This window comes from Spirosoma litoris (assembly GCF_054776755.1).
Genome location: NZ_BAAHBI010000011.1, coordinates 87,215 through 107,441 on the forward strand (window position 1 = coordinate 87,215; position 20,227 = coordinate 107,441).

A 20,227-nucleotide genomic window follows, 5' to 3' on the forward strand; every position below is an offset into this window, starting at 1 on the left:
ATCGCCCGACTTTTCAGTCGGGCGATTGCTATTATGAAGAGAAAGGTGTTAATCTTAGAAGGTGTACCGTGCGCCAATCTGCATTTGCCAACGCGATCCCAGTGGATCAATTGAGTAGGGAGCAGCAGGAGCAGACCAGGTAAAGGTTGGATCACCCGTACCAGGGTTGGTTGCCCGTGCCAGACCGATTGATGCAGTTGAGTTGAACGTGTTAGGCGAGAAATAAACGTACCCCAGTTTCTTGTCTAACAGATTCAGGAAGTTGATGATATCGTAGCTGATCTGGATCGACTGACGGCCTTTCAGTTTGAACTCGTGCAGGAAGCGCAGGTCCATCGTGTTGTTCCAGGGAGTACGACCACCATTCCGTTCGGTGAAGGTGCCTTTACGTGTTTTCAGGTATGAATCTGATTCTACGAAAGCCATGAAGTCAGCAGCTTGCGAACCTGTTGGCAGCAGTGTTTGTGCTTCGGCCAGGTCTTTTGGGATATACGCTAAGCTATTAGCCTGGCCTGTTCCATCGATCGTTGAGTTAACATAGCCCCACGAAAACGGTGTGCCCGATTGTAGCGAGTAGAACAGGGTAACAGTCGTAGCCTGATTTGGAGTCCACATTTTGCGGTAGTTGATCGTACCGACAATCCGGTTCCGGATATCGAAGTTCGAATAAGCCAGTTGCGGATTGTTTGGATTCAGCGACTGGTTCAACTGCCAGTTCGATTCCATCGAGTTCCGAATACCGTTGGTAATATCGTACGACTTTCCGTAGGTATAAGCGGCCGAGAAACCAAAACCAGCTGCGTAGTTCTTCTGAATCTGAGCTGTCAGGCTGTAGCGATAACCCTGATTGGTGTTCGACAGCATGTAGGCGTTTGCAAAGTTGTTGTCGATGCGTTGTGCTCCGGCAGTTCCGTTCGCTGCAACGTAGATTGGCTGCTGATGCTGCGTATCGTAGCTGTAGTAGCGAACCACATCTTTGGTGTTAACCTGCTGGAATTTCAGGTCCTGAATCACCTTCGTGTACAATCCTTCGAGCGTGATTTTATAGCCAGAAACCGTGTAATCAACAGCAAGGTTGTTCCGGAACATCTGTGGCATTTTGAAGTTGTTGTCGATCAAGTCAACCTGCGTCCGGGTTACACCACCGTTGGCTGGGTTGTTGTTGATCAATACCCCACCATTCGGTATTAAAGGATCGCCCACCAGTTTGGTTGTTGCTGTAGCGTTGTTGTTAAAGTCATACGCACCATAGCCTACACCGTTGTTGTAGAACGCATACCCTAACCAGGCGAATGGAATCCGACCCGTGAACAAGCCCGTTCCACCCCGAATTACCACACTCTTATCACCGTTCACATCGAAGTTAAAGCCTAAGCGGGGCGAAATCTGAACGTTGTTTAGGTAGTTATTCGTGATTTTGTTCAGCGGAGTAAAGCTATAGGTCGTACCCATGTTGGTTGGGTCGCCGGCCGAATTAGTTACCTGTGAGCTCAGGGTTGGCTTGTTGGGCAATCCTGTATAGTCGAAACGAACGCCAGGAGATAGTTTAAAGCGATCGCTAAGCTGAATGTCATCCTGTGCGTACAAACTCATCAGGTTAACATTGAAGTGCGCGTATGGATTGTTGAATTGATTATCCAGATTGTTGCTAGCGTCGCCGAATGGGTACGAACCCCGAACCCGGTTTGGCAATTGTGCTAAAAACTCAGCTGGAGAGCGGTACGAGATACGTCCGTTAGGCGAGTTAACAAAGCCGTAATCGATGGTGTAAAACTCGTTGTGCGTACCTACTGTGAACGTGTTTTTGCCAAGGTAGAACGTGAAGTTGTCCGTTACTTCGAATGTTTTCTGGCGCAGGTTAAAGACCGATGCCTCCCGGTCGTTTCCTAAGAAGATCGTACCGCCGTTGTAGCCAATTTCAACTTGTGGGAATGACCGAACATTAGACAGCGTATTCCGGAAGTCATGTACGTTCGAATAACCCAGGATCAAGCTGTTAGAAGCCCGACCACCAAACTGACTTTTTAACTCAGCAACCGTGCTGCTTTGGTTGTTCGTCTGTTTGAAATCGATGCTGCCGAAACGGAAGTTTTGGGCATCACGCTCTAAGTTCGTTGCTTCTGAGAATACGGTGTTGTTCCGGATGCTCAACTGGTTCTTGTCGTTGATATTCCAGTCAAGGCGGTTGAAGAACTTCGTGCTTTTCGAGTAGATCGAATAATCGCCAGATGCACCGGCATCAAGACCGTAGGTTGTTTTAACGAAATCGCTGATCTGCTGAGCCAACGCTGCATCTTTGATTAGCGAGCTGGGCGAGCCAGCCTGGAACTGAACAGGGTCCTGGCGACGAGTAATCTCTTCGTTGGTGAAAAAGAAGAGTTTGTTCTTGATCAGTGGTAAGCCAACCCGAACCCCTGTCTGATATTCATAAAAGGTGCTTGGCAGTTTTTCTTTCGCATTCGATGCGCCATTCCAGGAGCCTGTCAGGGCTGCATTGCGGGTGAATCCGTATACAGAGCCCGTTACATCGTTGGTTCCACTGCGTGTTACGGCATTAACCGAACCGCCAAGGAAGTTACCCAGACGAACATCAAACGGAGCTACGGCTACCTGAATGTCCTGGATAGCGTCGAGGCTGATTGGGTTTGTACGTGTACTCGAACCAGGCTGGCCCGATGTGCCGGTTGAACCACCAAGCGAAGGACTAAAGCCGATAGCGTCGTTGTTGATCGCACCATCGACAGTTACGTTATTGTAGCGGAAGTTGGTCCCTGCAAACGAGTTGTTGTTGTTAACTTGGGGAGACAGGCGGGTCATGTCCGTCAAGCTCCGTGAGATGGTCGGTAACCGACGAATAGCTTCACCGCTTACGTTCAGACCTGCTCCCTGACGTTCACCTTCGCGGTTGGCTTTCACTACAACTTCGCTAAGTTGCGTGCTGGCATCCTGAAGCGTGATATTGAGATTCGTTGTTTCTCCCAACTGTAACGTTACATCGTTACGGGTTTCAGTTTTGTAACTGACATAGGTAATGACGACTTCGTAAGGCCCACCTGCATTCATGTTGTTAATGCGGTAGCGACCATCGATATCCGTAACGGCTGCGTATTTTGTGCCGGTGGGCGTGTAAACGGCCTGTACAGTTGCGCCAACTAAGGCTTCTTTTTTGGCATCGGTAACATGGCCAGAGAGTCCACTCGTTGTTACCTGTGCCCAGGAGGATAAACTCGCAGCAAAAAGAAGTAGTACAAGTAATGTTGTAGAAATAAATGATTTCATTTGTAAATCAATAGGTGTATTTCGCTGCAAAATTCACGGAAATACCTACGCCCTCTGTTAGGCTAATGTTATGAAAGGGTGATGTACGATTAAGGATTTGTTAAGAACCTATAGCAGGTTGTAATCTAGTGTTAATGAACCCTGATTTTCGCTTGGTGGAGGTAACAAAACAAACAGATAAATACATTAAGCAGGTTAAATTCAGGAGCTTACTAAAAACTGAGTGACTTATAAATTATATCTGCGTCCAATACCCAAGTAAGTCGATGAACTTTTAGGATATTTGTAAATGTTTGGCAGTAAACTTATTAGGGTGAATGAGGAGATTTGCTGGAAAGCTAGCTTAGGCTAAAAGATTTTCCGTTGAAGCTCGATAAGTTTTGGCTGAATGTTAAGTACTTACTAATTTGCCCACATACTGCCAGATGATACCTGACAAGTAATTGGCAAGACCATCTCTACAACTCCCTAGTCACCGTAACAATGATCTCTAAGAAAGCGAAGTACGCCATCAAGGCGCTTAAGGTTTTAACTGAAGAATATGGGAAAGGCCCTGTACTGATTTCATACATTTCGGCCAAAGAAAACATCCCTAAGAAATTCTTAGAAGCTATCCTTCTGGAGCTCCGTAATCACGGTATTCTGCAAAGTCAGAAGGGAAAAGGTGGTGGTTATCTGTTACGAGTCGATCCTGCTCGGGTGAATCTGGCGCAGGTATTACGGGTAATCGATGGCCCAATTGCCCCAACCCCCTGTGTATCGTTTAACTTCTATGTAAAGTGCGACGATTGCAACGACGAAGTAACCTGTGCCCTGCGGCCTATTATGGAACGAGTGCGGGATGCGAATCTCGGTGTTTATGAAAACACTACGTTGCTGACATTCCAGAATCCGGAATTGCTCGAAACAAAAGAAATTGGTATTGGAGCCGCCACTGCCCAATTAGCTGACGCTTCGGCTAATCAGATGACGGCTTAAATTTGAGTTGTAAAGTTAAAGGGTTATATAGTTGTAAAGTGGCTGGCGCATCCAACAGAACTTTACAACTATATAACCCTTTAACTATATAACTTAAACCTTACTCTTCCGCAGGCTGGTGTTCTTTGCGGAGAAGGTCGTTCACCGTTTTAACGGGATTGAACGTAATAAGGGGAACTTCAACAAAGATGGTGTTCCAATCGGCCATGGCTCCGTTCCACAGACCAGGCAGTTCTTGGGCTTTTAGGTCTTTGCCATCTTTCGATTTTGCTGTAATGAAGCCTGTAAGCGGGTCTCGGTAGGCAGGTAGATCGTACTTCCGACCGTTATGATCTTTCAGGCCACATACTAAGTCAACTGGATTGAAGTGGGTTGCCTCGTCGAAGATGGCTTTCTGAGCTGGGTTTGCTAAATCAATCTGAGCCGACTCAACCACTTGTAACGAAACCGAACCATCCTGATTTCTGGCCCAGAACGGCCCACCGCCTGGTTCGCCAACGTTTTTCACCATGCCGCAGGCACGCACAGGACGATCCAATTTCCGGCGGAAGTAATCTACTTTCTCTTCTTTCGATAGCTTGTCGAAGCCTTCGGGAGGTAACGTAAATAAAGTACGGCGGAAAAGCTCATCTGCTTCGGCCAGGTAACCGTCGCTTACGTCTTCGCTATCCAGCAATCCCTGGATTCGCGCAATCTGCTGTTGCGCATCCAGTAATACCGTTGCCAGTACTTTTTTGTACGTTACGGTTGTTTCTTTAATTTCATCGGGAACAACATTGTCGATGTTTTTAATGAAGACGATGTCGGCCTGAATGTCATTCAGATTTTCGATCAGCGCCCCATGACCTGCTGGACGGAATAATAAAGATCCATCGGCGTTGCGGAAGGGTGAGTTGTCCAGATTGACCGAAATCGTATCGGTCGATTTTTTCTGTTCAGAGAACGTAATGTCGAACGTAACCCCCAGCCAGGCTTCGTAGTCGGCTTTTTGCTCGTGAATCAATTGCTCGAAACGATCACGGTGTTCGGGCGACACGGTAAAATGGAGCTTCACCAACCCATCCGAATTAGCGTAGGCGGCTCCTTCTACCAAATGTTCCTCTACTGGTGTGCGAGGGCCATCGGCATATTGGTGAAATTTGAGCAGGCCTTTCGGTAAACTGCCGTATTCGAGCCCTTCGTCGGTCAGTAAAAATGTTAAGACCGTTTTTCGGTCGTTCTCAGCAACAGCTTTATCTAAATCCAGACCTTTGGCCGCCATTGCCGCTTTGAGGTCTTCGTAAAAAGCAAAGTCCGTGATTCGAGCAAACACTTCATCGACCGACTTATCAGACTTGCCATCCAAAGCCGCAAACAAGGATTTGAACATTCGGGTGGCAGCTCCCGATGCGGGTACAAATTTGACCAGGTCGCGCTCATGAGCAGCGGCATCGAAACGACGGATATAATCGGGTATTTTATCTTCAGCAACCCGAACGATGCCATCGCCAATGGTGGCGGCTTTGATAACGTTTAGGAACGGAAAGCCATTGACAAAGTAATTTATCTGTTGGTCAATCTGGTCGAGCGATACACCCTGTACCAGAATCTGGTCTTCATCTTGTTCAGTAAATGCCATAGTATATAGAAAGGGAAAAATAGCGTTAGGAACGGGTGGCAAATTGGGTATTTCAGCAATATGACGCAAATCAAATTATGGTAAAATCAGGTCGGCCACGAATCCTTGATCACCTGATTGCCGATTCTGCCCATACTTTTGCCGAGTTCCTAAAGCCAGAACTTCGCCATGAAACTAATTGCTTTTGACGCCGACGACACCTTATGGGTTAACGAGCCAAACTATGTAGATGTTAAGGAAAAATTATGCGAACTACTGTCGCACCATATTGACCAGGAAACACTCACGCTACGCTTCTATGATGCTCAGATTAGAAACCTCCATGTATTTGGGTATGGAGCCAAGAGTTTCATTCTCTGCTGCTTGGTATTAAAAATTGTAATGAGAGTATATGGAGGCAGTTTTTTATATTAATGTACTATTGGTACAACATAGATACAACATTCTCAATATGCATACTTATAGAAAATCAGGCATCCAATCAAGTTGATAGAATGCTTTTGAAGATCACCAATCCTAAGACTTCAAAATCGGAACGATTTGTAAAGTATGCAATTATTAAAAATTAGGCACTTGTCTTCTGGCCAAATGATTTAATGTATCACTCTGGGGGAAAATCCCTCGCCTTTAGGCGAAGACTTGAGTTTAACCCTTTTGTTCTAGCAAAAGCATAGATTGACACCTCTGCTTTTGTTTTCTTTAGTCGGCTTCAGCTGAAGGTAAATCTATCGGCTTCGAGCCGATAGAAGTTTAATTAAAATTTATATCGATGTCAACGAAATGTTAGTCTTCGCAACAGCCATATAATCTCCTTGATCTTCCATTCTTTTTCTAAAGTGCTCATTAACTATTCCACTTAATAAATACTTATTACCATTTGATTTTAAGCCAATTATAGACTTATGTTCATCAGTCCATTGCCCTATAACTTTAAGTTTTAAATTTGGAGGATATAAATTTATTCGATTTAACTGTTCTAATTTTTCGGGTGAAACAGTGTAAACAATATTCCAATCTCCTACTGTAAATGCTAAATTATAAAGATTTATATCCATGTTTTTTACACACTCGACGGCATTCTCATGAAAAGGTAGCTCATCAAGAAATAGCGTTGCCCCAAAATTACCTCCACTCATAGAAAGTAACGCATCAAATAAACCATCACTGGTATCCATTCCCGCCTTAGGAATTCTATTGTCTATCATAAATTTTGCCTCGTTCCACTGGGCCTTTGGATTCGCCATATACTGAATTAGATGTTCATTGTTATTGTTTCCTTCATTGCTCATCATCAGTATATAAGAACCCATATAGCCGCCTAAATAGCCTGCTATAACAATGTAGTCACCTGCATTGATTGTATTTCTATTTAGAAAAAAATCTTTATTTATCCAACCAACAGCACATCCAACGATATTTGGATCTTTTGTTTCTTTTGTATCTCCACCTAAATAAGCAATATTATTAATTTCACATTCTTCGTTTGCTCCATTAATTATCTCAAGAGCTACTTTTACTTCAAATGATTTAGGAACACATACAGCCATCATAACGCCCGTTGGAAAACCACCACAAGCTAGAATGTCTGAGCAGTTTGAAGTCACTGCAAGTTTTCCCCATAGTCTGTAATCACACCAACCTTTAATAGATGCAATCGGACTTGCTGCTCTATCAATTTTCAAAACAATATTTTTTTCAAGCCCTATATCCAAAATGCTTGCATCATGGCCGAACCCATTAACAAATGAGTTATGCGTTACTAATTCTGGGAGCAATTGTTTAATAAACATTTTCTCCCCAATTTGTTCCATTATCATAATTTTATCCGTTTAACCATGTTTTGTTTTTGTAGACAGCGGTTTTAAAGCTTAAGTTTTTATTCCAAACTTCATCTATGTCATTATCTAAGCAAGAACCTATTTTAGTATATTTAGCTCCTTTAGGTTGCACTATAACTCCTTTATTGTCAATTATAAAACATCCTGCGGTTTGGTCATTATTTGAAGATTGAATATTCAATAATGGGAAATTTTTTTTTAATTCAGCTACTTTTAACTCGAAACTAATTGAGCTAATTGAATGTAAAATTTCATATTTATTGGCCTGTCCCCTCGCTGAAAATTCGTATACTCTCCAAACATTTGGATTTATTTTCTGTACTAATTCGCCAATTTTTAGTAGATCATCTATATTCTTTTTACTAACTACAGTTGCTATCTTTAACCTAATATTAGGTATATCCTTTAGTAGATTAATATTAAACAATATTTTTGATAAATTCGATTTTATTCCTCTCATATTTGAATGAGATTCAGAGTCATATCCATCGATTGATATTCCAACTGTTTTTATATAACTGCCAATGTTTAAAGATAAAATTTTTTCTCTATTTAATAATTCGCCGTTCGTATTAAGAATTATATTTTTATTGCCCTCTACATGAAGCCTATATACAACTTCTTCAACTCCTTTTGCGACCAAAGGTTCTCCACCGCATAATGTAATATTTAATGATTTTGATTTGTTTATTTTTTTTAGTATTTCAAGCATTAACCTTCTTTTTTCATTTCCTGTTTGAAGTGGCCCATAGCAAAAATCGCAATCTAAATTACAAGCAGAGGTTATCCACCAATCAATTGAAGGAGGGGTATTTAACTCTTTTATTAGAGGCCTATTTTCTGTCATCATTCTTGTTAATATAATTGCTCAAATGGTTATCATCTAGGCTAAAGAAGTAGTGTAGTTTTACATTTTTGGTGGTAAGCTCTTTGAGTGCATCGCCGTCAGTCCTTTGATAAAGGCAAAGACAATTATGAACTTTTACACCATACTGACGTAATTTTGTAACACATGCGCCAAGAAAATTACCATCGCTGGCAACATCGTCAATAATGATACAGTTTTGACCGCTTTGTGGATAACCCTCAAATGGATATCCGAAGCGTATAGCATTTGTTAGCCTTACAATCACAATAGGTTTATTGACTATTTGAGCTACTTGGTCTGCTAATAATACATTCCCCATTTTAGGGACGGCAATTATATCTATTTTTTTCTTAGTAGTCCGTTCTATTTCTAGAACTTTATCTGCCATAGCCTTGGCCATAAGTCCTCTATTGTTTAAAATAGTAGATGGGCTGAAAATGTCTAAAAATATTGAACAACCAATATTTGAAACAATACCTGTCCTAACATAACCTTTGTCGCTTATGTAGAGATTATTTGACAATATTTCAATCAATTGACTTTCATTACTCGCATCCATACCATTTAGTTCTTGTAGAGGATAAGACTCTAGTAATTTTTTAGCATCTGTTTTGCCCACTTTTTCTGAATATTTATCTTTACGAGAATCTTTTAGATGATTTGTTAAATCTATCAATCCTTTTAAATTGCCAGGAATTCCAAATATGAAGGCAATAACAGCCATAATTAACCCTATTAATGTAAGGTCCATTGTTATTTAGGAAATGAAATATGGTAAATTAATATATTTGCCACTTATGTTAAGTTTATAATTCAAAATAACATTGTAAGTTTTATTTAATGTATTCTTTTGTGATATATGAATTATAGGTTATTTAGAAGGTGTTTTTGAATGATCACCGCGGCAACGACCCTCAGCAAAGTCCGCATCCAAAAGATAAGAACCCAGACCAGGATTGCCCCGACAAATATGGCAAAGCGGACGATGGGCCGTAAAGGATACAGCAGAGGATATTCCCCAAATGGCTTCATGAAACGGTTATAAGCTCGTGTATAACCAAGCAGATACCCTGCCAACGTAATAGGAGTCAACAGCAAACCGATTCCGTACAGAATAATTTTATTGAAAACGCTGGAATTGGAATTAAACTGCATGAAGTGACCAATCTTATCGAGGGGCACGCCAAACCAATTTTTTGCGAGTTCGCGGTAAACCGCATTTGCAGGAGTGGTGGGATTCATTAAAGGTCAGGCTAAAAAGAGGGAGGAATTGGCGTTCAAGAACGAAAATCTACAAACAAACGTCAACGGGAATTTTCCCGTATTTGAAAGGCGTTACCCCTAAAAAGAAAGGTTCTTCGGGCTCAATAGTGGTTGCAAGAAATTGACAAGTATTCGCTCTCGAAACTGCGCAAAGTTGCGGAAACCGTAACCTCCTCTCTTGAGTGTCTTGATGGCATTGTTAATGCCTTCCACTATCCCATTGCTGTGGTGGGCTGAAAAAACGAAATAATAGACTTTTTCCAAGTTTGCACCATTGTCAAAAACGTATCTAAGCCCTCAATCGCGCTGGCACTGGCCTGCGCGACCCAGTCCGCTAGTAACACGTCTGCCTCGCTTACAGGCAAGTCAGTCTCAAAAATATTGCGTAGTTCGTTCTTCAGGAAGTACAGATGCCGCACGGTCGCTGAAAGTCGGAAAGCTCTCAACAATGTTTACCTCTCAGCCATCGATAACTTCTCCCAGGCTCGATACAACCGGTCCGATTTATATAGCTCAAGCAAGCGCAGGCGTATAATTTTTGTTATATTTTTGTCCTGCTTGACCACCGCATAGACCCGATAGATGAGCTTATTTCGTAATGCATTGATGACCAGCATTTTGTTTTTGCCTTCGTTAACTTTCCGTTGATAATAGTCCTGAAGTTCGCCCTTCACTTGAAGAGCCGACATGGCCGCCAGGTGGAGCAACTTCTTGAGCGATTTTCGAGCTTGGTGATTCACGCGAGTTTTGCCCCTCACGCTACTACCTGAGGAATGTTCAAAGGGGGCTACGGCCGCGTGGTAGGCCAGCTTTTGGGGATCGTCGATGGCTTTAAATTCATCACTAGCCAAGATCAAATCAGTAGCCACAACTTGACCAACACCTGGGATAGAGGTGACCAACTCGAAGAGTGATTTGAGGGTAGGATCATCAGCGATGAGTTGTTTAATGGCTTTTTCGACACCTTTCAGGTCGTTGACTAAAGCCTTTAGAGAAATACTGCAATGCTGGCCTAGTTGGGCGGTAAGGGCTTCGTTTTTGCTCAGCTAAAGGTACCTTCAACTGGCTGATCATACCCTGCAAGCGCTGACGAAGACGAGTAAATTCAGCTAGCTTTTTCATCACTGGTCGAGCAGGCTTCTAGAGTCGGATACGGTCTTGAAAGCGATAAGCATACTCAGCAATCCGCTGAGCATCAATACTATTAGGCTTGCCTCGTTGCAAACCACTTGCCTGTTTAATATGTAGAGAAGCTTCTAGCCAAATCGGAAATTGAGCCTCAAACAGCACTTCGAGGACATGTGCGTTATAAAGCCCTGTATGTTTCATACAGACCACGCAGTTTAAGTAATTAAAGCCTGGTAAAGTCCTGAGTTGTTTGATTATAGCTCGAATAGCGACGGGTGAATTCTCAGATTTGATTTGCCAACTGATGCCTTTATGAGCGTATACAGCCCAATCCAGCGTGTTCTTTGATACATCAATCCCAATAAAGTGGTGAATGCCCATTGAAGTACTTAATTTTATGGTTCGATAATCAGATGCTTACTCATCACTCGCTACCTTGCTAATGGGCCATAGCACCCTAATTTCTATTCGAGGCTGAGCAAGAAAAACCGAGCGGGACCTGAATCGGCCCATAGGGCGTAAACCTGGCCGGAGACGTTAGGGAAGCCCGCTCGGTTGTTTGTCTGGCAAGCTACCTAAATCTTGGTTTCTTACCAGCCCTCAAACCTAAAGGCCGGAGCGGAGCCATTTAATGGTCTTATGCAGATGAGTAAACACATGAAAGCGATCAATAACGATTGCTGCATTGGGTTAGAGTTTCATTCTCTCAATGATTGAAACCGCTATCGAATTGACCAATGGAGCTATAACAGGTGCTAAGTAATTACGCAGAATTAAATTTCATTTATTAACTTGCTTCATGAGCCGCCAAAAACGCTGTATTACCCTGTCTGACACGGAGCAACTTACTCTGCGAGAAGCTATTAAAAATCATCCCAAGCATGCGTTTCGACGGGCTTGTCAAGCGTTGCTTTGGAGCCATAAAGGCTTCTCGGCTAAAGAGGTCGCCATTCACACCGAAGTCTCCCAACATTCGGTTGGCAAGTGGCTCTCGCTCTGGCAAGAACGAGGGTTGGTTGGACTTATGCGCCAAAAAGGGCAAGGCCGAAAACCCATTCTGAGCTTGACCAACAGTCTCCATCAGCAAGCCTTGAATCGAGCCGTTACGGCTCATTATCAGGATGCCGAGCGCATTAAAGCCGACTTACAAACGGCTTTGGGTAAATCCATGAGCCGCGATACGGTGAAACGGTTTCTAAAAAAAATAATTATCGCTGGCGACGCATCCGACGCACGACCAAACCTAAGCAGAACGCTCAGACCTATGCCGATGGGCTGAGCCGGTGGCAAATGTTGCTAACGCTGTGGGTATGTGGCCTGATCGAACTATATTTTGCCGATGAGACCGGGATCACCCTTCAGTCCTATATACCCTACGGCTGGCAGCAACCGGGCCATCAGGTGCAGATTCTTTGCCGCACTAAGAGTAAGCGATTAAATCTATTTGGGTTAATGCGGTTGGACAATCAGTTAAGTGTTTATCATAGCGAACAGAGTTTGACTGGTGAATTTATTGGTAAATCGCTGACTGATTTCATTGGTAAAGGCCACTCCAAACCGGTGGTAATTGTACTCGACAATGGCCCCATACACCGTTGCCAAGCGGTCTATGACCAACAAGCAGGCTGGGAAGAACAAGATGTGTATTTATTCTTTTTACCTACCTACAGCCCACATCTGAATCCAATCGAAATCCTTTGGCGATTTATCAAGTATCGGTGGTTGCAAAAATTCTATTACAGTTCGTGGAGCCGCCTAAAAAAAGCGATTTTCGCCATCATTCGCTCATTTGGGCAAGACTATCTCATCAATTTTGATGAATTAGTCAAGAAAAATATAGTGAAATTTAATTCTGCGTAATTACTTAAGATTCAACAGATTATTGATATGGGTCGGAGATTGATCGACTTCCAGATCGAGGTACTGGATGGGGTGCCAGAGGTGCTGGACATACTCTCCAAAAAATTTGACCTGATGGTGCTGACTAAAGGCGATCTTTTCGATCAGGAAAGCAAGATTGCTCGCTCAGGCTTAGGGCATTATTTTACGCATGTCGAAATCGTCAGTGAGAAAAACGAACAGGCATATCAGCGCGTTTTACAAAGATACAATGTTCAACCCGCTGATTTTCTGGTGATTGGTAATTCGTTGAAGTCTGACGTCCTGCCCGTGGTTCACATTGGCGGACGCGCTATACACATACCGTATGCCATTACGTGGGCGCATGAACAGGTTGCGGATGAGCAACTGACCGGAAAATCGTTTACAACCCTCGGGCATATGCGCGAATTACTGGACTTGCTGTAATTGGTAATGCCAGAACTATGCCGCTGATCCTATTGGATTAATGCCTCAATTAAAACCTGGTCGGTTAGTTAATAGGCGACGATGCGTCTACACCAACGTAAAACTATCGGCATCCAGATTAGCCGGAAACTTCTCCCGAAACGTTCGTAACTCATCCAGCGACAGGGTTTGGTGATGGACAATTTCCGTGTCAGAATGTCGGAATAGGACGTCACCCTTAAAATCAATGACGGCAGAGTCGCCCGTATACGGGTGCCCGTTTGCATCTTGCCCAACCCGATTGACAGCTGCCACATAACTCAGATTTTCGATGGCGCGGGCTTGAAGTAACGTATTCCAGGCGTTGCGCCGAACAGATGGCCAGTTGGCGACGTAGATTAATAAATCGTAATCGAAATCAATAGAATTAGCCAGTTTGTTACGACTCCAAACGGGAAAGCGGAGGTCATAACAAACGAGTGGGCAAATGCGCCAGCCTTTCCATTCTTTCACAATCCGACGTGTTCCGGCTGTGTAAACTTTATCTTCTCCCGCCATCCGAAATAGGTGACGTTTGTCGTACACATCGAATTGACCGTCGGGCTGCATCCAGATCAGGCGATTGAAATAGTTGCCTTTTTCCTGAACCACATAGCTGCCTGTTACAATGGCTCCCGTTTGGGCGGCCATCTGCTTTAGCCATCGAAACGTCGCCAGTTTCATGGATTCGGCCACCGCCTGGGCATCCATCGTGAAACCTGTTGTGAACATTTCGGGCAAAATGATCAGATCTGTAGGCTTTGACAGATTGAAAATACGCTCCTCCAACATAGCCCGATTGGCCACCGGATCATGCCAGTAAAGTTCGGTTTGGAGGAGAGTGATGTTCATAAGAAGGAGGGAGGAAAGGGAAGAAGGAAGAGAGGGAGGAAGGGGAAAAGGGGGAGCTACTAATCCTTCGTCCCTTTCCTCCTTTCTCCCTCTACTCCCTTACTTAGGAAACTTCATTTTATACTCGGCATCGGTTTTGCCTTTCGAAATGTCGGCTAGTTTTTTCTTGATAAGCGTCCGGCGGATGGTAGGCAGATAATCGGTGAAGAGCTTACCGTCGAGATGGTCGTATTCGTGTTGAATAATACGGGCTGCCATGCCTTCATATTCTTCTTCGTGCTCGTTCCAATCAGTATCAAGGTATCGGATAACGACAATCTCAGGCCGAAATACTTCCCCACGAATACCCGGAATACTCAGACAACCTTCTTCAAAACCCCAATCATCGCCCGCTTCTTCAATGATTTCGGGGTTGATGAATACTTTTTTAAACCCGATCAGGCTTTGATCGATGTCTTCTTCGGGTTCGTCTTCGTTCAGCGGTTCACCATCCACTACGAACATCCGAATACTTTGCCCGATTTGCGGAGCGGCCAGCCCAACACCCGATGCAGCATACATCGTCTCGAACATATTCTCACTCAACGTTTTCACGTCGAGGCTATGGGGTTCAATATCTTTAGCTCGCTTCCGTAAAACCGGATCGCCGTAGGCAATAATTGGGAGAATCATAATTTTAATGTCTGAACCAGGATTTGTTTGATTAAGCTGATTTTTATGATTGTTCGAAATCATAGTCGGTCAGTTTAATCAAATAAATCCCGGTTCAGATGTTTACTTTCCATATATGACTGAAGAATAATAGCCGCGCTTACTTTGTCGATATTACCTTTTATTCGTCGATCTTTTTTGGTACTTCCACCTGCAATCATGGCTTGTAAGGCCATAACAGACGTGAATCGTTCGTCATGCCAATAAACCGGAATGTCGGGCAATGCGTTCTGCAAATGCGTTACGAACTTCCTGACCCGAGCAGTATTGTCGGTATCCAGACCATCTAACCCTTTGGGAAGACCAACAATGAACGCTTCGACCGGCTCCTTAAGAACATAGGCTTTCAGAAACTTCAGCACTTCATGCGAGGGAACTGTTTCCAGCGCCGACGCAATGAGTTGTAAAGAATCCGTAACGGCGATACCCGTACGTTTCATGCCATAATCGATTGCCAGGAGTCGTGCCATTTCAGTAGCAAAGGTACGAAGGGGAGGGGAAGGGGCAAAAGGCGGGGCGTATGGAGCGCGGGGCTGGGGTAGAGAAAATTCGCAATTGACTATTCGTTATAGGGAAAACCTCGCCCCGCGCTCTCTGCTCCCCGCCTTTGATTCCACACTTCTACATCCTGAGCTGTATCTATATCGATCTCGGCTAGTGGGAATGGAATCTCGGCGCAGTCACCAGCATATTGTTTAATGAGCTTGCGGGCCCCTATGTCGCCTGAAAGGTTCATGAATTCGGGAGCATAGCGAATATCAAACAAGGCCGGTACACCCAGATGGCCCATTTCGCCATAGCGACACGCAACAATGCCCCGGCCTGTCTGTTGCTGCGAACTAATTAATTGCTGAAGAAGATCAGCTGTTACGTAAGGCTGGTCTGTTAAGGCAACCAGAAAGAAATCGACAGGCTCATCGGCTAAGGTATTCAGCCCTGCCCGAAGGGAAGAGGCTATGCCCTCGTGCCAAGTGGGATTTTGGGCGATGCGAACAGGTAAATCAATAAGTTCGGGTTGAACCTGCTCCTGATTGGCCCCTAAAACAACAACTACTGGACCAGCCTGGAGCGCCAAAGCCGCATCGGCAATTTGCCGGATAAGGGTCGTGCCATTATGAGTAAGCAATTGTTTAGGCTGGCCACCCAAGCGGGTTGACGCGCCTGCCGCCAGGATGATTGTTGCAATAGACATGCTTAGCTAGCGACATCTATGCTCATGGAATCGGAATCGAACATAGCTTGCCGACTATGATTCGGTGAGTTACCTGATAGTCGCTCATGAATAGGACCGGTTTTATTTTTCAGAAAGCCAGCCGCGCCTTTGGTAAAAAATGCTTTAATTTCGGCCATAATGGACAGGGCAATTTCATCAGGCGTTTCGGCCCCTAAATCCAGTCCGATAGGCGCATGAACTCGATTTAATGAGGAATCACTAAACTGTAGACCGTCTTTTTTGAACTCGTCCTGCATCTTATCAAATCGTTTGCGAGGGCCTAACATCCCAATATAAGGAACATCGGTTGCGAGTAGCTTTTCGAGTACAGCTTTGTCGTAGTTGAAATTGTGCGACATCAGCACGGCAGCTGTGCGATTGGTAATCGTCAGTTGGTCAATAACTGCCTGTCGGTCGGAATAGAGCACGCAGGTAGCGGCCGGAAATCGCTTGGGCGATAGATGGGCGATACAATCATCGGTAACGGTCACCTGCCAGCCAAGGTCGCGGGCCAGTTTTGCGACAGGAATAACGTCGTAACCAGCACCGAAAATGACCAATTCAATACCCGGATCAATCCGCTCGATGAATAATTCGGCGCTGCCCGATAGTACAGAATAAGAGCGTGTTAATGGCTTGCCTGAGCCGAATACACGATGTATGTCGTCGTAAAGCCAGTCGGGAATAGATTCGGTGGTTTCTTCGGTGAGCACAAACCGATTACCTGGGGCCAGTTCTGAAAACTCATCGCTTTTCAGAACGGTAGCCAACGCCCGGACGTCGCGTTTTTGGATAAACTCTTTCAGGAGTGTGATCGGATTTTGTGAGCTAGTGGGATCAATTGGCTCGATCAGCACATCAATAATGCCATTACAGCCAAGCCCAACCCCGAAGCTATTCGCTCCGTCGTCCATTGTATCATAAGTGACCACAATCGGTTGGCCATCGAGCATGACCTGCCGGGCCTTCCGTAACGCATCTCCTTCCAGGCAGCCACCGCTAATAGCACCCTCCCAACGCCCGTCGTCGGTAATGAGCATACGCGCACCGGGACGCCGATATGACGACCCTTCAACCCATACGACGGTTGCCAAAGCTGCCTTCCGCTGGCTGAAATCAACCTGCTCAAACACCTCAACGATACGGCTTATTTCTTTCATAGCACTTAGTTTACGGTTTTCAGTTTACGGTATTTGGTTGGCTGACGCGTCACTATTTCTTGCTTCAGCCAACCAAATACCGTAAACTGAAAACCGAATACCTTTACTTATACCTTCTCTAAATCGAATGGCAATCGGCGGACGCGTTTACCGGTTGCAGCAAAAACGGCATTGGCTAAGGCGGGGGCTAATGGTGGTAAACCCGGTTCGCCAACGCCTTTGATGGTCGGCCCGCCTTCGGCTAAAATATGTACCTCAATCGCAGGCATTTCGTTGATGCGTAACATCCGATTAGCGTCAAAGTTTTTCTGGACAGCTCGCCCATTTTCGAACGTGATGCCGTCTTTGGTTGCCGCTGTTAGCGCCATCGCAATAGCGCCTTCAACCTGCGCTTTTACGGTATCTGGATTAACGACAGTACCTAAGTCAATAACACAATAGACCTTATCAACCGTGACACCCCCAGACTTGTTTTTCGAGACTTCGACAACCTGGCCAGCCAGCCCTGCGAAAAATTCCCATTGAGCAACACCGCGTCCTTTACCAGCCGGGAGTGGTTTGTCCCAACCTGATACTTCTTTCAGTTTTGTCAGCACCCGTTTCGCATCAGATTCTTTCGACAGCATCGACAGCCGGAAAGACAGCGGATCTTGACCCGCTTTATGGGCCATTTCGTCTAAAAAGCACTCATGCGCAAACGCCAGCGTCGAACTTGTTACTGACCGCCAGTACGTTAGCGGAATGTGCGTTTCGGCGTGAACGTAGCGCGTGTTTAGGTTTGGGATTTCGTATTTCTGCTCGTTGGTGCCTTCGAGCATGGTGCCGTCGGGCTTGGTCTTATCATATTTCTCGCTCATCGTTGCGTCGATTGACGGCGAGATGACTTTGTGTTGGAAGGCTACCGCTTTTCCATCTGCCGATAAGGCGCCACGCATGGCTGAATAGGTCATGGGACGGAATGGGCCTAGCTGCGTATCATCTTCCCGGGTCCAGACTACTTTAACAGGCTTGCCAACCGTTTTGGAAAGTAGAGCGGCTTCAGTAGCAAAATCCTGGGTAAGCCGACGGCCAAATCCTCCGCCATTGAACATAATGTGTACCGTAATATTGTCGGCAGGAACCTTCAGCACTTTCGCCACTTCATCTCGAACTAAATCACCGCCCTGCGACGACACCCAGAGTTCAATTTTATCGCCCGGTTGGTAATGAGCCAACGCGTTCATCGGCTCCATCGGCGAGTGACTCACGATGGGCGTTTCGTAGAGGGCATCGAGTTTCGTGGGAGCGTCGGCGAATGTCTTGTCGAAATCACCTGCGTTATGACCAACGACGCCATCGGATTTAGCTAATTCCCGAAGATTTTTTTCGAAATCAGCCGACTGGAAGGTATCATGTCCCTGATGATCCCATTTTACTTTCAGGGCTTTACGGCCCTGTAAAGCGGCCCAGTAATTATCCGCGATAACGGCCACGCCTTCGTAGCGATTTTTACCAACAACTCGCTCAACCTTCACGGCTTTCTGAACACCTTTGACTTTCAGGGTCTGAGCGGCATCAAAACTCACCAGTTTACTGCCTAATACCGGACAGCGCTCAATGGAGGCATACACCATGCCGGGTACTTTGGCATCCATACCGAAGTTGGCTTTTCCAACTACTTTTAGCGGGACGTCGGGCCGGGGCATCGATTTGCCCAGCATCGTAAACTGCTTCGGGTCTTTTAGCTTCGGGTCTTTCGGAACCGGGAGTTTGGCGGCTGGTTCGGCTACTTGCCCATAGGTAAGTTTTTTACCCGTTGGTTTGTGGACAACAGTCGCATTCTCGGCGAAACATTCATCGACGGGTACACTCCATTGATCGCTAGCGGCTTTAACCAGCATTTCGCGGGCCGATGCACCTACTTTACGCATCTGCGTGTAGCCACCTCGAATTGAGCCGCTGCCTCCTACGGCTTGCGACCACATTCCCCCGTATTTGGTCTCACCACCTGTTTGGCGGATAATAACCTTGTCCAGAGGAACTTCAAGTTCTTCGGCAATCATGGCTGGCACGGATTGATAGGTACCCTGACCAATTTCGGGTCGAGGGTTCATGATCGTTATCCGTCCCGATTTTTCAATAATAATATAGGGTGTTAGCTCAACGGAGTCCGGTAAGGCACTGAGATTCAGTATGGGGCTGGTAAAGCCTTCGGCTGTAGGAAAACCAAGGGCAAAAGCCGCTCCGGTCAGGCCAGCTGCTTTTAAAAAAGCCCGTCGGGATGTATTGGTGTTGCTGGTGGTAGGTTTCTGGCTCATCGCTTCCCGATTTTAGGTGTAGATTTTGGCATTTTAGGGGCTGATTGCATCTCGGCCGAAGCCGTATGAATGGCTTTCCGAATACGGTCGTAGGTGCCACATCGGCAGATATTTCCCTGCATAGCGATGTCAATATCTTCGTCGGTTGGTTTGGGCGTTTGTTTCAGTAATGCTGCCGCCGACATGATTTGTCCCGACTGGCAATAGCCACATTGGGGTACCTGATGTTCAATCCAGGCTTTCTGTACCGGATGGTCGCCGTTTTTAGAGAGTCCTTCGATCGTCGTTATTTTCTGCCCAACAACTGCCGATACCGGAACGCTGCACGAGCGAGTTGGATTACCATCTAAATGGACAGTACAAGCGCCACATTGTGCAATTCCACAACCGAACTTGGTGCCTGTCAGGCCGACCACATCGCGAATAGCCCATAACAGCGGCATTTCGGGATCTGCGTCAATCGTATGTGGCTGATTATTAATTGTCAATTTTAGGGATGCCATCGCCAATTACGGATAAGAGTTGAATGAAATCTAGAACGCTGATTTTTATGACTTTTATGAGTAGTTATGATCTTTGGATCATTCTTGATCGCGCAGATCTTGAAAATCTGCGGTCCATTCTATTAGGAAAGATACGATTTTTACTAAATCAACAGACAAGCTAATTTATTAAGTAGCTTGCTCTGATAGTGACA

19 protein-coding genes and 1 pseudogene are annotated in these 20,227 nt (G+C 45.2%); 4 read left to right on the top strand and 16 right to left on the bottom strand.

Annotated features, from left to right (window positions below):
* Positions 1–54: 54 nt before the first annotated feature.
* Positions 55–3,279 carry a TonB-dependent receptor gene (locus tag ACYVGR_RS10375; protein ID WP_460956235.1) on the bottom strand — a complete coding sequence of 1,075 codons (3,225 nt, stop codon included), beginning with the start codon at positions 3,277–3,279 and terminating at the stop codon, positions 55–57.
* A 483-nt stretch (positions 3,280–3,762) separates the two neighbouring features.
* On the opposite strand from ACYVGR_RS10375, the gene ACYVGR_RS10380 reads away from it, so the two are divergent.
* Entirely contained in the window at positions 3,763–4,257 is a 495-nt protein-coding gene (locus ACYVGR_RS10380; protein WP_460956237.1) for an RrF2 family transcriptional regulator, read from the top strand.
* 100 nt (positions 4,258–4,357) lie between these two features.
* Here ACYVGR_RS10380 and ACYVGR_RS10385 read toward each other — a convergent pair whose 3' ends face one another.
* From ACYVGR_RS10385 to ACYVGR_RS10420, 8 genes and pseudogenes are all read right to left on the bottom strand, one after another.
* Positions 4,358–5,875 (bottom strand): DUF4301 family protein, encoded by a 1,518-nt coding sequence (locus ACYVGR_RS10385; protein ID WP_460956239.1) that lies wholly within the window; start codon positions 5,873–5,875, stop codon positions 4,358–4,360.
* A 761-nt stretch (positions 5,876–6,636) separates the two neighbouring features.
* Positions 6,637–7,686, bottom strand: a complete 1,050-nt coding sequence (locus ACYVGR_RS10390; protein WP_460956241.1) for an AIR synthase related protein — start codon at positions 7,684–7,686, stop codon at positions 6,637–6,639.
* A 10-nt stretch (positions 7,687–7,696) separates the two neighbouring features.
* On the bottom strand, positions 7,697–8,563 hold the full coding sequence (locus ACYVGR_RS10395; RefSeq protein ID WP_460956243.1) for a radical SAM protein: 867 nt from the start codon (positions 8,561–8,563) through the stop codon (positions 7,697–7,699).
* Positions 8,547–9,332 carry a phosphoribosyltransferase family protein gene (locus tag ACYVGR_RS10400; RefSeq protein ID WP_460956245.1) on the bottom strand — a complete coding sequence of 262 codons (786 nt, stop codon included), beginning with the start codon at positions 9,330–9,332 and terminating at the stop codon, positions 8,547–8,549. The genes ACYVGR_RS10395 and ACYVGR_RS10400 overlap by 17 nt, the downstream gene beginning before the upstream one ends.
* A 113-nt stretch (positions 9,333–9,445) precedes the next feature.
* Positions 9,446–9,823, bottom strand: a complete 378-nt coding sequence (locus ACYVGR_RS10405) for a hypothetical protein (RefSeq protein ID WP_460956247.1) — start codon at positions 9,821–9,823, stop codon at positions 9,446–9,448.
* Positions 9,824–9,922: 99 nt separating this feature from the next.
* Positions 9,923–10,263 (bottom strand): annotated as a pseudogene (locus tag ACYVGR_RS10410) (transposase).
* 33 nt (positions 10,264–10,296) lie between these two features.
* Positions 10,297–10,746: a transposase gene (locus tag ACYVGR_RS10415; RefSeq protein ID WP_460956249.1), complete on the bottom strand. Its 450-nt coding sequence runs from the start codon at positions 10,744–10,746 to the stop codon at positions 10,297–10,299.
* 238 nt (positions 10,747–10,984) lie between these two features.
* On the bottom strand, positions 10,985–11,353 hold the full coding sequence (locus ACYVGR_RS10420; protein ID WP_460956251.1) for an IS110 family transposase: 369 nt from the start codon (positions 11,351–11,353) through the stop codon (positions 10,985–10,987).
* 418 nt (positions 11,354–11,771) lie between these two features.
* Between ACYVGR_RS10420 and ACYVGR_RS10425 the strand changes: the two genes are divergently transcribed.
* From ACYVGR_RS10425 to ACYVGR_RS10435, 3 genes are read left to right on the top strand one after another with little or no spacing between them, the layout of a single operon-like run.
* Positions 11,772–12,251, top strand: coding sequence for a helix-turn-helix domain-containing protein (locus ACYVGR_RS10425; protein WP_460956253.1), 480 nt, complete (start codon positions 11,772–11,774; stop codon positions 12,249–12,251).
* Entirely contained in the window at positions 12,197–12,832 is a 636-nt protein-coding gene (locus tag ACYVGR_RS10430) for an IS630 family transposase (protein WP_460956336.1), read from the top strand. The genes ACYVGR_RS10425 and ACYVGR_RS10430 overlap by 55 nt, the downstream gene beginning before the upstream one ends.
* A gap of 27 nt (positions 12,833–12,859) precedes the next feature.
* A complete protein-coding gene (locus ACYVGR_RS10435; protein WP_460956255.1) occupies positions 12,860–13,279 on the top strand; it encodes an HAD family hydrolase in 420 nt (139 codons plus the stop codon).
* An 87-nt stretch (positions 13,280–13,366) separates the two neighbouring features.
* Here ACYVGR_RS10435 and ACYVGR_RS10440 read toward each other — a convergent pair whose 3' ends face one another.
* The 7 genes from ACYVGR_RS10440 to ACYVGR_RS10470 all read right to left on the bottom strand — a co-directional run bounded on the left by ACYVGR_RS10440 (position 13,367) and on the right by ACYVGR_RS10470 (position 20,033).
* Positions 13,367–14,149 carry an amidohydrolase gene (locus ACYVGR_RS10440; protein ID WP_460956257.1) on the bottom strand — a complete coding sequence of 261 codons (783 nt, stop codon included), beginning with the start codon at positions 14,147–14,149 and terminating at the stop codon, positions 13,367–13,369.
* Positions 14,150–14,248: 99 nt separating this feature from the next.
* Positions 14,249–14,821 carry a peptide deformylase gene (gene def / locus ACYVGR_RS10445; RefSeq protein WP_460956338.1) on the bottom strand — a complete coding sequence of 191 codons (573 nt, stop codon included), beginning with the start codon at positions 14,819–14,821 and terminating at the stop codon, positions 14,249–14,251.
* A 74-nt stretch (positions 14,822–14,895) separates the two neighbouring features.
* Positions 14,896–15,330, bottom strand: a complete 435-nt coding sequence (gene ruvX / locus ACYVGR_RS10450) for a Holliday junction resolvase RuvX (protein WP_460956259.1) — start codon at positions 15,328–15,330, stop codon at positions 14,896–14,898.
* 89 nt (positions 15,331–15,419) lie between these two features.
* Positions 15,420–16,052 (bottom strand): nucleotidyltransferase family protein, encoded by a 633-nt coding sequence (locus ACYVGR_RS10455; protein ID WP_460956261.1) that lies wholly within the window; start codon positions 16,050–16,052, stop codon positions 15,420–15,422.
* A gap of 2 nt (positions 16,053–16,054) precedes the next feature.
* Positions 16,055–17,233 (bottom strand): XdhC family protein, encoded by a 1,179-nt coding sequence (locus ACYVGR_RS10460; protein WP_460956263.1) that lies wholly within the window; start codon positions 17,231–17,233, stop codon positions 16,055–16,057.
* Positions 17,234–17,340: 107 nt separating this feature from the next.
* Positions 17,341–19,530 carry a xanthine dehydrogenase family protein molybdopterin-binding subunit gene (locus ACYVGR_RS10465; protein ID WP_460956265.1) on the bottom strand — a complete coding sequence of 730 codons (2,190 nt, stop codon included), beginning with the start codon at positions 19,528–19,530 and terminating at the stop codon, positions 17,341–17,343.
* Positions 19,527–20,033 (bottom strand): (2Fe-2S)-binding protein, encoded by a 507-nt coding sequence (locus tag ACYVGR_RS10470; protein WP_460956267.1) that lies wholly within the window; start codon positions 20,031–20,033, stop codon positions 19,527–19,529. The genes ACYVGR_RS10465 and ACYVGR_RS10470 overlap by 4 nt, the downstream gene beginning before the upstream one ends.
* Positions 20,034–20,227: the final 194 nt, after the last annotated feature.

Coding starts and splice junctions, on each gene's coding strand:
- ACYVGR_RS10440 (WP_460956257.1), bottom strand. CDS start 14,149: ATGAACATCACTCTCCTCCAAACCGAACTTTACTGGCATGATCCGGTG.
- ACYVGR_RS10395 (WP_460956243.1), bottom strand. CDS start 8,563: ATGATGACAGAAAATAGGCCTCTAATAAAAGAGTTAAATACCCCTCCT.
- ACYVGR_RS10435 (WP_460956255.1), top strand. CDS start 12,860: ATGGGTCGGAGATTGATCGACTTCCAGATCGAGGTACTGGATGGGGTG.
- ACYVGR_RS10465 (WP_460956265.1), bottom strand. CDS start 19,530: ATGAGCCAGAAACCTACCACCAGCAACACCAATACATCCCGACGGGCT.
- ACYVGR_RS10425 (WP_460956253.1), top strand. CDS start 11,772: ATGAGCCGCCAAAAACGCTGTATTACCCTGTCTGACACGGAGCAACTT.
- ACYVGR_RS10470 (WP_460956267.1), bottom strand. CDS start 20,033: ATGGCATCCCTAAAATTGACAATTAATAATCAGCCACATACGATTGAC.
- ACYVGR_RS10375 (WP_460956235.1), bottom strand. CDS start 3,279: ATGAAATCATTTATTTCTACAACATTACTTGTACTACTTCTTTTTGCT.
- ruvX (WP_460956259.1), bottom strand. CDS start 15,330: ATGGCACGACTCCTGGCAATCGATTATGGCATGAAACGTACGGGTATC.
- ACYVGR_RS10420 (WP_460956251.1), bottom strand. CDS start 11,353: ATGGGCATTCACCACTTTATTGGGATTGATGTATCAAAGAACACGCTG.
- def (WP_460956338.1), bottom strand. CDS start 14,821: ATGATTCTCCCAATTATTGCCTACGGCGATCCGGTTTTACGGAAGCGA.
- ACYVGR_RS10400 (WP_460956245.1), bottom strand. CDS start 9,332: ATGGACCTTACATTAATAGGGTTAATTATGGCTGTTATTGCCTTCATA.
- ACYVGR_RS10405 (WP_460956247.1), bottom strand. CDS start 9,823: ATGAATCCCACCACTCCTGCAAATGCGGTTTACCGCGAACTCGCAAAA.
- ACYVGR_RS10385 (WP_460956239.1), bottom strand. CDS start 5,875: ATGGCATTTACTGAACAAGATGAAGACCAGATTCTGGTACAGGGTGTA.
- ACYVGR_RS10380 (WP_460956237.1), top strand. CDS start 3,763: ATGATCTCTAAGAAAGCGAAGTACGCCATCAAGGCGCTTAAGGTTTTA.
- ACYVGR_RS10460 (WP_460956263.1), bottom strand. CDS start 17,233: ATGAAAGAAATAAGCCGTATCGTTGAGGTGTTTGAGCAGGTTGATTTC.
- ACYVGR_RS10455 (WP_460956261.1), bottom strand. CDS start 16,052: ATGTCTATTGCAACAATCATCCTGGCGGCAGGCGCGTCAACCCGCTTG.
- ACYVGR_RS10390 (WP_460956241.1), bottom strand. CDS start 7,686: ATGGAACAAATTGGGGAGAAAATGTTTATTAAACAATTGCTCCCAGAA.